This window comes from Micromonospora sp. WMMB482, assembly GCF_019038635.1.
GTDB classification, from domain to species: Bacteria; Actinomycetota; Actinomycetes; order Mycobacteriales; family Micromonosporaceae; genus Micromonospora; species Micromonospora marina.
On record NZ_JAHOPD010000020.1, the window covers coordinates 5,370,996 to 5,383,002 of the forward strand.

General features: G+C 72.4%; 14 protein-coding genes. 9 read left to right on the forward strand and 5 right to left on the reverse strand.

What is annotated here, in order from left to right; translation table 11 throughout:
- Positions 1–211: 211 nt before the first annotated feature.
- The 4 genes from metH to KSK32_RS33625 all read left to right on the forward strand — a co-directional run bounded on the left by metH (position 212) and on the right by KSK32_RS33625 (position 6,045).
- The gene (metH, locus tag KSK32_RS26280; RefSeq protein ID WP_216933620.1) at positions 212–3,727 is read left to right on the forward strand and encodes a methionine synthase; all 3,516 of its coding nucleotides are present in this window, start codon (positions 212–214) and stop codon (positions 3,725–3,727) included.
- Positions 3,728–4,042: 315 nt separating this feature from the next.
- Entirely contained in the window at positions 4,043–5,254 is a 1,212-nt protein-coding gene (locus KSK32_RS26285; protein WP_216933621.1) for a helix-turn-helix transcriptional regulator, read from the forward strand.
- A 306-nt stretch (positions 5,255–5,560) separates the two neighbouring features.
- The gene (locus KSK32_RS26290) at positions 5,561–5,740 is read left to right on the forward strand and encodes a hypothetical protein (RefSeq protein WP_216933622.1); all 180 of its coding nucleotides are present in this window, start codon (positions 5,561–5,563) and stop codon (positions 5,738–5,740) included.
- The gene (locus tag KSK32_RS33625; protein WP_289256399.1) at positions 5,737–6,045 is read left to right on the forward strand and encodes a hypothetical protein; all 309 of its coding nucleotides are present in this window, start codon (positions 5,737–5,739) and stop codon (positions 6,043–6,045) included. Before KSK32_RS26290 ends, KSK32_RS33625 begins: the two co-directional genes overlap by 4 nt.
- On the opposite strand, the gene KSK32_RS26295 is transcribed toward KSK32_RS33625, so the two are convergent.
- The 5 genes from KSK32_RS26295 to KSK32_RS26315 all read right to left on the reverse strand — a co-directional run bounded on the left by KSK32_RS26295 (position 5,972) and on the right by KSK32_RS26315 (position 8,816).
- On the reverse strand, positions 5,972–6,652 hold the full coding sequence (locus KSK32_RS26295) for a DUF6069 family protein (RefSeq protein WP_216933623.1): 681 nt from the start codon (positions 6,650–6,652) through the stop codon (positions 5,972–5,974). The genes KSK32_RS33625 and KSK32_RS26295 overlap by 74 nt on opposite strands.
- On the reverse strand, positions 6,652–7,650 hold the full coding sequence (locus tag KSK32_RS26300; protein WP_216933624.1) for an RNA polymerase subunit sigma-70: 999 nt from the start codon (positions 7,648–7,650) through the stop codon (positions 6,652–6,654). The genes KSK32_RS26295 and KSK32_RS26300 overlap by 1 nt, the downstream gene beginning before the upstream one ends.
- A 75-nt stretch (positions 7,651–7,725) precedes the next feature.
- Positions 7,726–8,061, reverse strand: a complete 336-nt coding sequence (locus KSK32_RS26305; RefSeq protein WP_216933625.1) for a YnfA family protein — start codon at positions 8,059–8,061, stop codon at positions 7,726–7,728.
- Between the two features lie 3 nt (positions 8,062–8,064).
- Positions 8,065–8,487: a MerR family transcriptional regulator gene (locus tag KSK32_RS26310; RefSeq protein ID WP_216933626.1), complete on the reverse strand. Its 423-nt coding sequence runs from the start codon at positions 8,485–8,487 to the stop codon at positions 8,065–8,067.
- On the reverse strand, positions 8,487–8,816 hold the full coding sequence (locus KSK32_RS26315; RefSeq protein WP_216933627.1) for a hypothetical protein: 330 nt from the start codon (positions 8,814–8,816) through the stop codon (positions 8,487–8,489). Before KSK32_RS26315 ends, KSK32_RS26310 begins: the two co-directional genes overlap by 1 nt.
- Before the next feature lie 87 nt (positions 8,817–8,903).
- Between KSK32_RS26315 and KSK32_RS26320 the strand changes: the two genes are divergently transcribed.
- The 5 genes from KSK32_RS26320 (at position 8,904) to KSK32_RS26340 (ending at position 11,970) form a co-directional block, all read left to right on the forward strand.
- Positions 8,904–9,233: a helix-turn-helix transcriptional regulator gene (locus KSK32_RS26320; protein WP_216933628.1), complete on the forward strand. Its 330-nt coding sequence runs from the start codon at positions 8,904–8,906 to the stop codon at positions 9,231–9,233.
- Entirely contained in the window at positions 9,230–9,904 is a 675-nt protein-coding gene (locus KSK32_RS26325) for a cation transporter (RefSeq protein ID WP_216933629.1), read from the forward strand. Before KSK32_RS26320 ends, KSK32_RS26325 begins: the two co-directional genes overlap by 4 nt.
- Before the next feature lie 178 nt (positions 9,905–10,082).
- Positions 10,083–10,265 carry a hypothetical protein gene (locus KSK32_RS26330; RefSeq protein ID WP_216933630.1) on the forward strand — a complete coding sequence of 61 codons (183 nt, stop codon included), beginning with the start codon at positions 10,083–10,085 and terminating at the stop codon, positions 10,263–10,265.
- Positions 10,266–10,475: 210 nt separating this feature from the next.
- On the forward strand, positions 10,476–11,216 hold the full coding sequence (locus KSK32_RS26335) for a neutral zinc metallopeptidase (RefSeq protein WP_216936365.1): 741 nt from the start codon (positions 10,476–10,478) through the stop codon (positions 11,214–11,216).
- Positions 11,217–11,331: 115 nt separating this feature from the next.
- Entirely contained in the window at positions 11,332–11,970 is a 639-nt protein-coding gene (locus KSK32_RS26340; RefSeq protein WP_216933631.1) for an HAD family phosphatase, read from the forward strand.
- Positions 11,971–12,007: the final 37 nt, after the last annotated feature.

Consider the following 12,007-nt stretch of genomic DNA (forward strand, 5'->3'; position numbering starts at 1 on the left):
GCGCCGCCCCGTCGCACTGTCGCACCCCTGTTGTCCTTCACGTCCGTCAGCCTACGTGCCGCCGCCGGGCCCGGCCCGTCGGCCGCGCCGGTCGCCGGGCCGGACCACCCGGGCGAACCGCCGCAAAGGTGTACGCTGGCCCGGTGGGCAGCATGTGGGAAGGCCCGGTTCGGGTGACTCTGCCGTACTCGGGCGCACTACCCTGGAGCATGTGCCTACCTCGTTGCGTGAACTGCTGGCCGATCGGATCCTGATTGCGGACGGCGCGATGGGGACGATGCTCCAAGCCGCCGACCTCACCCTCGACGACTTCGACAGCCTCGAAGGCTGCAACGAGATCCTCAACGTCACCCGGCCGGACGTGGTCCGCGGCGTGCACGACGCCTACCTGGCCGCGGGCGCGGACTGCGTGGAGACCAACACGTTCGGCGCCAACCTGCCCAACCTCGCCGAGTACGGCATCCCCGGCCGTATCCGGGAGCTGTCCGAGGCGGGCGCGCGGATCGCGCGGGAGGCAGCCGACGCGTACGCGACGGAGGAGCATCCCCGGTTCGTGCTCGGCTCGATGGGTCCGGGCACCAAGCTGCCCACGCTCGGCCACGCGAGCTACGCCTCGCTGCGCGACGCGTACCAGGAGAACGCCGCCGGCCTCATCGCCGGCGGCGCGGACGCGCTGATCATCGAGACCTGCCAGGACCTGCTCCAGGTCAAGGCGGCGGTGGTCGGGTCGAAGCGGGCGCGCGCCGAGGCCGGCCGGGACGTCCCGATCATCTGTCAGGTCGCGGTGGAGACCACCGGCACCATGCTGCTCGGCAGTGAGATCGGCGCCGCGCTGACCGCGATCGAGCCGCTCGGCGTCGACCTGATCGGGCTGAACTGCTCCACCGGCCCGGCGGAGATGGGCGAGCACCTGCGCTACCTGGCGCAGCACTCCCGCATCCCGATCTCGGTGATGCCGAACGCCGGCCTGCCGGTGCTGACCGCCGACGGGGCGTACTTCCCGCTCAGCCCGGACGAGCTGGCCGACGCGCTGGAGCAGTTCGTCACCGACTACGGCGTGGCCCTGATCGGCGGCTGCTGCGGCACCACCCCGGAGCACATCCGCGTACTGGTGGAGCGGCTCGGCGGGCGGGCGCCGGTGGCGCGGGAGCCGAAGCCGGAGGCCGGGGTCTCGTCGATCTACCACCACGTGCCGTTCGCCCAGGACGCCAGCATCCTGATGGTGGGGGAGCGGACGAACGCCAACGGCTCGAAGGCGTTCCGTGAGTCCATGCTCGCCGGGGACTGGCAGGCCTGCGTGGAGGTAGCCCGCAGTCAGGCCCGGGACGGCTCGCACCTGCTGGACCTCTGCGTCGACTACGTCGGCCGCGACGGCACGCAGGACATGCGCGAGCTGGCCGGCCGGTTCGCCACCGCCTCGACGCTGCCGATCGTGCTGGACTCCACCGAGCCGGCCGTGATCGAGGCCGGGCTGGAGATGCTCGGCGGCCGGTGCGTGGTCAACTCGGTGAACTTCGAGGACGGCGACGGTCCCGAGTCCCGCTACGCGCGGATCATGCCGGTGGTCAAGGAGCACGGCGCCGCCGTCGTGGCGCTGCTCATCGACGAGGAGGGCCAGGCCCGCACCCGGGAGTGGAAGGTACGGGTGGCCGGCCGGCTGATCGACGACCTGACCGGCCGGTGGGGGATGCGCCGGGAGGACATCCTCATCGACGCGCTGACGTTCCCGATCGCCACCGGGCAGGAGGAGACGCGCCGCGACGGCATCGAGACGATCGAGGCGATCCGGGAGATCGCCGCGCGCTACCCGGGCGTCAACTTCACCGCCGGCATCTCCAACGTGTCGTTCGGGCTCAACCCGGCGGCCCGGCAGGTGCTCAACTCGGTGTTCCTGCACGAGTGCGCCCAGGCCGGGCTCTCCTCGGCGATCGTGCACGCCAGCAAGATCCTGCCGATGTCGCGGATCCCGGACGAGCAGCGCGAGGTGGCGCTCGACCTGGTGTACGACCGCCGCCGCGAGGGCTACGACCCGGTGCAGCGGTTCATCGAGGCGTTCGAGGGCGTGGACGCGGCGTCGGCGCGGGCCACGCGCGCCGAGGAACTGGCCGCGCTGCCGCTGGACGAGCGGCTCAAGCGGCGGATCATCGACGGGGAGCGCAACGGCCTGGAGGCCGACTTGGACACCGCGATGGCGCAGGGGCGTACGCCGCTGTCCATCATCAACGACCTGCTGCTGGACGGCATGAAGGTGGTCGGCGAGCTGTTCGGCTCCGGCCAGATGCAGTTGCCGTTCGTGCTCCAGTCCGCCGAGGTGATGAAGACCGCGGTGGCCTACCTGGAGCCGCACATGGAGAAGACGGACGACGACGGCAAGGGCCGGATCGTGCTCGCCACCGTGAAGGGCGACGTGCACGACATCGGCAAGAACCTGGTCGACATCATCCTGTCCAACAACGGCTACGACGTGGTGAACATCGGCATCAAGCAGCCGATCAACGCGATCCTCGACGCGGCCGAGGAGCACCGGGCCGACGCGATCGGCATGTCCGGCCTGCTGGTCAAGAGCACCGTCATCATGAAGGAGAACCTGGCCGAGATGGCCTCCCGGGGCGTGGCGGAGCGCTGGCCGGTGCTGCTCGGCGGCGCCGCACTGACCCGCGCCTACGTGGAGGACGACCTGCGGTCGATCTACCCGGGCCAGGTGCACTACGCCCGCGACGCGTTCGAAGGGCTGTCCCTGATGGACCGGGTGATGGCGGCCAAGCGCGGCGGCGCGCCGGTTGTCGACCCGGAGCGGGAGGCCGCGCTGGCGGCCCGCCGGGAGCGCCGGGAACGGCAGCGGGCGCAGGTCCGCGAGGCGCTGCCCGAACTGGACGACGCGTCGGTCCGCTCCGACGTGGCCGCCGACGTGGCGGTGCCGAAGCCGCCGTTCTTCGGCACCCGCGTCGTCAAGGGTGTGCCGCTGGCCGACTACGCGGCGCTGCTCGACGAGCGGGCCACGTTCCTCGGCCAGTGGGGGCTGCGCGGCGCCCGCGGCGGCAAGGGACCGTCGTACGAGGAACTGGTCGAGACCGAGGGCCGGCCCCGGCTGCGGTACTGGCTGGACCGCCTCATCTCGGATCAGGTGCTGGAGGCGGCCGTCGTTTACGGCTACTTCCCGGCGTACTCCGAGGGCAACGACCTGGTGGTGCTGGACGAGAACGGGCACAGCGAGCGGGCCCGGTTCTCCTTCCCCCGGCAGCGGCAGGAGCGGCGGCTGTGCCTGGCCGACTTCTTCCGGCCCCGGGGTGACCAGCTCGACGTGGTGGCGTTGCAGCTGGTCACCGTCGGGCAGCCGATCAGCGAGTACACGGCGAAGATGTTCGCCGGCAACGAGTATCGCGACTACCTGGAGGTGCACGGCCTGTCGGTACAGCTCACCGAGGCTCTGGCCGAGTACTGGCACCGGCGGATCCGGGCCGAGCTGGTGCTGCCCGGCGGCGGCACGGTGGCCGACGAGGACCCGGCCGACCTGGCCGGTCTGCTGCGCACCGACTACCGGGGCTGCCGGTACGCGTTCGGCTACCCGGCCTGCCCGGACCTGGAGGACCGCGCGAAGATCGTGGAGCTGCTGGGCGCCGAGCGGATCGGGGTGCAGTTGTCCGAGGAGTTCCAGCTGGTGCCGGAGCAGGCGACCGATGCGATCGTGGTGCACCACCCGGAGGCGAACTACTTCAACGCCAAGTGAGGCGCCACGTGCCTGAGCTGTGACTGCTACAGCGAGCCATCAGGGCAGTCGAGAGCGGGGCGACACCATCCGGCGAACAGAGCCGTCCACAACAGGGCTCGCCTCCGGCCGTTGGTCGTACGTCAGGGATGACTGTCGACGGGCAAGGGCCGGACGAGGCGCTCAGAACCTCCCACCTGATGGGTGGGGAATCTCTCTTCCGAAGTGTGGCGAGCCGCGTGTGAGGGGTTATGAGGGCGCGGCCTGCTCGCTAGCGTTGTTGGCGAGATGGCTCCGGGTGCCGATGGTGCATCCCGCCCTACGAGGAGGTTCGGGATGGAGTCCTTGCCGGAGTTGACCTTCGGGCAGCGGTTGAAGGTCTACCGGGAGCGGTCCGGAAAGACTCGCGCGGTGCTTGGTGGGTTGGTGGGCCGTAGCGCCGAGTGGGTCAAGGCGGTGGAGACCGATCGGATCCTGCCGCCGCGCATCCACATGCTGGATCGCATCGCGCGTGCGCTGAAGGTCGACGTGTCGGCCCTGGCGGGCGAGCTGAGTGACCGGTCGGCTGTGGTGAACGGGCCTGAGCATCCGGCGCTGGCGTCGGTGCGGGACGCGGTGAACCGTGTCGTGCTCGCTGACGACGCTGAGCCGGAGTCGTTGGCCGGTTTGCGTGAGCGGCTTGCGGTGGCGTGGCGGGCGCGTCATCAGGCGTCCGATCACCGGACGGTGCTGGGTGGGCTGCTGCCGAGACTTCTGCACGACGTGCAGCGGGCCGCGCTGGTGTACGAGGGCGTTGAGCGTCGGCGGGCGCAGTCGCTGTTGGCGGAGACGTTCGGGTTGACGCAGATGTTCCTTGCGTACCAGCCGGCCGCTGAGTTGTTGTGGCGGGTCGCGGACCGGGCGATGGTGGCGGCGCAGGATTCCGGTGACCCGGAGGCGGTGGCTCTCGCGGCATGGTTCCTGTGTCAGGTGCATCGGGACGCCGGGGACTGGGACACCGCCATGGTGGTGACCCACGACGTTATGTCGGGTCTGGAGCCGAGGGCGGCTGACGGGGGCGCGAATCTGCTGGCGTTGTGGGGTGCGCTCAACTTCGAGGCCGCGTACACCGCCGCGCGTGCCGGCGAGGAAGGCCGGGCCTGGCGGTACTGGGATCGGGCGGACCGGGTGGCGCAGCGTCTGCCGGAGGGCTTCTATCAGCCGCAGACGTCGTTCTCCCGGGTCATCATGGGCGCCCACGCGGTGACAGTGGCGGTGGAGTTGCAGAAGTCCGGCGAGGCGGTACGGCAGGCGCGCCGCCACGACTCGGCGGCCATCCCGTCGAGGCCGCGCCGGGCACGCCACCTCATCGAGGTGGCGCGGGCACACTACGGCAAGGACGACAAGGAAGCGGCCGTGACGACGCTGAGGCAGGCGTACGAGTCGGCCCCGGAGACGATCCGCTTCAACGGGTACGCCCGCCAGATCACGTTGGACCTGCTCGACGGTCCACGCTCCGCCCGTGACGACGCCCGTGACCTCGCGGTCAAGGTCGGGCTCCTCTCCTGATCCAGGGGTAGGAACCTTACCCATTCCGCTCCGCGACCGACCGTAGCGTCCTGCTCACGGGATGCGGCGGGCGGTGCGGGTATCGCCTGGTCGCCGCGTCCCCCTCAGAAGAGAGGGAGGGTCCGTGCGGCGCGTCTCGTATGACGAATACCTTTCTGCCACCGCGCTGACTCTTGCTCGCAGGCACCGGCCGGTGTGGTCGTGGCGGCTCTGGCGGCGCATCTGCCGCTGTGGGTCCGACCTGCCCTGCCGCGCCCGGCATCGGATTCCGATCAATCGGGGCCACTGGCCGTCGGAGGGTGAGCAGTGACCAGCGGGCAGGAACAGGCGATCGTCGCGGTTCACGTACGAGGGCTCGACGGCTTGTGTGCCGGCTGCCGGGCGTGGTGGGCGCGGCTCACGCCGTACCCCTGTTGGCAGGTGGAATGGGCGACCAGCCGGCAGGCGCGGGCGATCACCGCGCGGTTCCTGGAGGGTGCGCGGTGACCACCCACGGCCCGGTCATGCCGGTCTGGAGCTGTGGCGGCTGCGACCTGCCCTGGCCGTGCCCGACCCGCAAGCGCGAGCTGCGGGCGGAGTACGCGGATGCTCCGGTGTCGCTGGCCCTCTACCTCGGTGCCTACCTCGTCCAGGCCACCGAGGACATGCCCTGGACGCCGGCCGGCGTGCTGCATCGCCGGTTCCTCGGCTGGACCAGGGAGGCCGTCGATGGTGGAGTCACTGTCGCAGGCTTCGCGTCAGGGCGGGGATCATCACCGCCGCCGCGACCAGGTGCAACCCGATCAGCGTGACAGTGGTGGCTGCGTCGCCCCCGGCGATCAACGGCGGCACCATCGACAGCGCGGTCAGACACACCGCCGCCCACCCGAACCGCTGCGCGGGGTGCGCGCTGAACCGCAGCAGCACGGCGGCGATGACGACGCCCACCAGCGCGAAGAAGCCGGTCACCACCGCGTACCCGCCCAGCGGGATGGTCTCGCCGCCGTCCGGGATCTCGAAGTCCACACCGGCGGCCCGGGCGAGCGCGGCCGCCAGCGTGGTGACCACCACTGTCGCAACCGTGGCGGCCAGGCCGGTGACGGCGAGCCGCCGGAAGCCGTGCCGGCGGCTCACTGTGACGCCGGTGTCAGTGCTGCTGATCATGTCGTTCCTCCGAAGTCCGGCAAGAGGGGTGAGGATCCGCACCGTCGCGGTACGACGGCCGGGGTTGCGCAGCGCGCGTACGCTGGTGCCGCGCAGCCAGAACCCGGCGTCGCGGCCGAGGACCGGCCCGGGGCTGCCGTCGCGCAGCTTCAGCTGCACCCGCCCGCGGGTGACCACGCCGTACGTGTGCTGCCACCTGGCCGCGACCACCGGAACGCGCGCGCCGCGGGGCAGCGCGAGCGTCCGCGCGGGCACTACGGCGTGCGGTCGGCGGGCAGGCGTTCCGGCAGCCCGAGCCGCGGGAACTGGTCGGCGTGGAACGTGACGATCTCGGTGATCGCCCCGCCGGTGATGCGCAGGGCGTCGACGGTGAGCGGCAGGTACGCGCCCTCGCTGCCCTGCCAGAGGTAGAACCCGACGGCGGGTTGCCGGTTCACGGCGGTGGACACGGCCCGCAGGCTGCCCAGGCTCTCGAAGCCGTCCGCGATCCAGTCGGTCACCACCGCGTCGCGGCCGATCTGCAGGCCCGGGGTGGGCGGCATCGAGCAGCGCACGTCGTCGCGCAGCAGGGCGGCGAGCCCGTCGACGTCCTTGGCGATGCTGGCGTCGGTGAAGCGGCGTACCAGCTCGCGGGTCCGGGTGTCCGTCTCGTCGCCGGTCCAGTCCTGCCGCTGCGCGGGCAGGTGTTCCCGCATGCCCGCGCGGGCCCGCTGCAACGCGCTGTTCACCGAGTTGACCGAGTCGCCCAGGAGTTCCGCGACGTCCTTGGCCGGCCAGCCGAGCACGTCGCGCAGGATCAGCACGGCGCGCGGGCGCGGCGCGAGGTGCTGCACCGCGACCAGGTACGCCAGCTCGATCGTCTCCCGCGCCACCGCGACCGCTTCCGGCTCGTCCGCGCCGGTGGCGGGCAGCTCGTCGAGCAGCCGGTCCGGGTACGGCTGGAGCCAAAGCACCTCGCCGCCGGTCGCGGGCTCCGGGCGGCACCTGGCGAGCAGGTCCAGGCAGGCGTTGGTGGCGATCCGGTACAGCCAGGCCCGGAACGTCGAGCGTCCCGCGAACGTCTCTCGCCGCCGCCAGGCCCGCAGGAACGTCTCCTGGACGGTGTCCTCGGCGTCCTCGAACGACCCGAGCATCCGGTAGCAGTGCACGTGCAGCTCCCGCCGGTGCCGCTGCGCCAGCCCGGTGAACGCCGGTTCGTCGACCTCGGCCAGGTCGCGTACGCCCAGCTCCTGCAGCCGCATGTCCGTACCCATGACGTCATCCTTCCGCGTCGTCGTGTCCCGTCGTAGATGTGACGGGCACGGGCGCGGAAACTCATCACCGCGCCGTCAGCTCGTGCGCGGGGCGTACATGATGATCGCGACGCCGACCAGGCAGACGGCCGCGCCGGCGAGGTCGTAGCGGTCGGGCCGGAACTTGTCGACGACCATGCCCCAGGCGAGCGACCCGGCGACGAAGACGCCGCCGTAGGCGGCGAGGATGCGGCCGAAGTTCGGGTCCGGCTGGAACGTGGCGACGAATCCGTAGGCGCCGAGCGCGATGACCCCGGCGGCGATCCAGAGCAGCCCGCGGTTCTCCCGCCAGCCCTGCCACACCAGCCAGGCGCCGCCGATCTCGGCGAGCGCGGCGAGCAGGAACAGCAGGACGGACCGGACGACAGTCATGCGTCAGACCGTAGCCGGGCCGTGGTCCGGATCGGCGAAGGGCAGCGGGCAGCGGGAGCTGCCGGCGCAGGTGATCAGGTCGTCGCAGCCGGCCGAGATCGCCTTTCGCAGCGTGTCGCGGACGGCGGTGAGGTCCGCGAGCCGGCGCTCCACCTCGGCGAGCTTGTCGTGGGCCCGGGTCCGCAGGCCGGCGTCGTGCGGCCCGGCCGCCAGCAGGTCCGCGACCTCGGCGAGGGTGAAGCCGAGACGTTGCGCGGCCTTCACCACCCGCAGCAGGGTGACCGTCTCGGCCGGGTAGAGCCGATGCCCGCCGGGCGACCGCCGGGGCGCGGCCAGCAGCCCGCGCCGTTCGTAGTAGCGCAGCGTCTGCACGTTCACCCCGGCCGCGTCGGCGACCTGGCCGCTGCGCAGTTCCGGCTCGCCCATCACCGGCCCCGCGCGGCCGTGGCCCGCAGGGCCAGGGCATCGAGTACGGCGACACGGGCCGCCGGAACGCGGACGTCGAGCGTCAGCGCGTCGCCGTCCGGGCGGACGAGGTCGAAGGTGAAGAAGGAGCAGCACGCCGACTCGCGGGCGATCAGGTCCCGGGCGACCGGTTCGGCGTCGCCGTCGAGGTGCAGCCGCAGGTGCCGGGCGGCCGGCCGGTCGACGCCGCGCAGCGCGTCGCGGAACAGCCCGTCGAACTCGGCCAGTCGGAGCGGCCGCTCGGTGGTGGGCAGCGTGCAGGCGTCGGGTACCCAGGAATCGTCTGTCACGCCTCGACGGTAAGCCCGTACCGGGGTACCGGATGCAAGCGCCGGTACATTGCTTCGTGAATACAGCAGGTGCTGTACAGTTGCGGCATGCGGACGCTGCACCACTCCCAGGCGTTGTCCCGTTTCGGCCACGCGCTGTCCGACCCGCTGCGCGCCCGGCTCCTGCTGGCCCTGCGCGACGGGCCCGGCTATCCGGCCGAACTGGCCGAGGCGCTCGGCACCAGCCGGCAGAACCTGTCCAACCACCTCGCCTGTCTGCGCGGCTGCGGGCTGGTCGTGGCCGTACCGGAGGGTCGCCGCACCCGGTACGAGCTGGCCGACTCCCGCCTCGCCCACGCGCTCGGCGACCTGGTCGGTGTCGTGCTCGCGATCGACCCGGCCGCCTGTCCGGACGCGGCGGACGGCTGCTGCCGATGAGCCTGCCGCTGATCCCCGCCACGCCCGCCGGCCCGGCGCCGGCCCGCCGCGCGCTGCTCACCCGCCGGGTACGCCTGCTGGTCGCCGCGACGATCACCTACAACGTGATCGAGGCGGTGGTCGCGATCAGCGCCGGCACCGCCGCATCCTCGACCGCACTGATCGGTTTCGGTCTGGACTCGATCATCGAGGTGGCGTCCGCAGCGGCGGTGGCGTGGCAGTTCACCGGCACCGACCCGCAGGCCCGGGAGCGAGTCGCGTTGCGCGTCATCGCGGTGTCGTTCTTCGCGCTCGCCGCGTACGTCGGCGTCGAGGCGGTCCGGGCGCTTCTCGGCGGCGTCGAGGCCGCGCACTCGCCGGTCGGGCTGGTGCTCGCCGGGCTCTCGGTGATCGTGATGCCGGTGCTCTCGGCCGCGCAGCGGCGCGCCGGGCGTGAACTGGGCTCCCGGTCGGCGGTGGCCGACTCGAAGCAGACGTTGCTGTGCACGTACCTCTCGGTGGTCCTGCTCGTCGGGCTTGCCCTCAACGGCCTGCTCGGATGGTCCTGGGCCGACCCGGTCGCGGCGCTGGTGATCGCCGTGGTCGCGGTCCGCGAGGGGCGCGACGCCTGGCGCGGCGACACCTGCTGTGTCACCTGTGGTCCGGGCGACGGGCGCGGCGCGCGGGCGTGATCACCGGCCGCGACCTGCGGCGACGTCGGGAATACGGCTGTGCTCGACGGCCCGGCGGGCTACCGTCACCGGAGTACGGCCCGGCGCGGGTCAGCCGCGCCGCGTCCACGCCCGAGCCGTTCCGTTGACGTCACGGAAACGCCCGCAGGCGAGCATGGGAACGACGAAAGGGGCGGACATGACCGACGAGGTGACGTCGCAGGTCCCGCCGGAACCGGCACCCGTGCTGACCACCACGGCCGCCGGCGCCGGGCCGGTCGGACCACCGAGCAGCCTGGACCTGTGGGCGCGCGCCCAGGTGCTGCACCGCTGCTTCGGCGACGACGACGGCGAGCCGCACATCATGCGCGGCCTGGACTGACCGCGCCCGGCCTCCTTCCCGCACCGCCGGAACGCGGCGCGCACCACCGCTGAGGGTGGCGCCGCGACCTGCCGGCTTCCGCTGCTGCTGGTCACCCTCCCCACCGCCGGTGAACGTTTCCCGGCGGCGGTACGTGAGAGCCGGTGAGCGTCACCGGCGCCTGCCGGGGGTACTGCTGCGGGACACGGGTGCGACAGCCGGGAGGTCATGGTGGGGGACAGGGCGGGACGTCAGGGGCGCGGGCCGATCGCCGGGCTGGTGGTGGCCGCGCTGGTGGCGGCCGGCTGCGTGGCCGGCGGCTACGACCAGGGCGAGCCGCAGCGGCCCGCACCCCCGCGCAGCGCGCAGCCCGAGTCGCAGACCACCCGGGCCGACGGCACCACCAGCGTGGCCGAGTTCCAGCGGGACATCCAGGACGCGGTCCGGCTGGCCGAACAGTACTGGGCACAGCAGTTCCGCGCCTCCGGTCAGCGGTTCACCCCGATCCGGCGGGTGGTGCCCTACAGCCGCGAGGGCGAGGTGGCCTGCGCCGGGCAGGGGCTGCCGCGCAACAACGCGGTGTACTGCTCGGCCGGCGACTTCATCGCCTACGACGTGAACTGGTCGGTGGCGGCATTCCGGCAGATCGGCGACGCGTTCCTGTTCTACCTGCTCGGCCACGAGTACGCCCACGGCATGCAGGTACGGCTGGGCGTCCGCTACAACTTCACCATCCAGCAGGAGTTGCAGGCCGACTGCATGGCCGGGGCGTACCTCGGGGACAGCGTGCGGTCCGGGGCGCTGGAGCTGGAGGACGGTGACCTGGAGGAGTTCCGGGAAGGGCTGCTCGCGGTCGGCGACGACCCCGACCAGCCGTGGTTCGCCGAGGGCTCGCACGGCACCGCCGAGCAGCGCAGCGACTCGTTCTTCCGGGGGTACGAGAAGTCGCTCGGCGCCTGCGGCCTCGGGTGATGCCGCGGGTCACCCCGACCGGGGACGGTGCCGGGCGCACCGGGCGCGGCTGGCAGGATCGGCGGGGTACGCGTACCGAAGGAGGCCCCCGCTGAGCAGCAAGCACCCCGCCGCCGTGCTCTTCGACATGGACGGCACCCTGGTCGACAGCGAGAAACTGTGGGACGTCGCGTTGCAGGAACTGGCCGCCGTGTACGGCGGTGTCCTGTCCGACGACGCCCGTCGCGCGATCGTCGGCACCGGGATGGCCGACGCGATGCGGATCGTGCACGACGACCTGGGCCAGCCGGAGCGGGACGTGCAGGCAAGCGCCGACTGGATCAGCGCCCGGATCCTGGACCTGTTCCGCACCGGGCTGCGGTGGCGTCCGGGCGCGCTGGCGCTGCTGCGGGCGGTACGCGCCGCCGGCATCCCCACCGCGCTCGTCACCTCCAGTGGCCGGCCCCTGGTCGAGGTGGCCCTGGACACGCTGGGCCGGGACAGCTTCGACGCGGTGGTCTGCGGCGACGAGGTGGGCGCGGCCAAGCCGCACCCGGAGCCGTACCTGACCGCCGCGCGTCTGCTGGGCGTGCCGGTCGAGCGGTGTGTGGCGATCGAGGACTCACCGACCGGCGTGGCGAGCGCGCTGGCCGCCGGGGCGGCGGTGCTGGCTGTACCGGCCGAGGTGCCCCTGGCGCCCGCCGACGGCGTACACCAGCTGGAGAGCCTGCTCGGGGCGGACCTGGAGCTGCTCGCGGCCCTGCTCAACCGTTAGGAAGGGCCCCTTCTCATGCACGAGGCGTTAAGAAGGG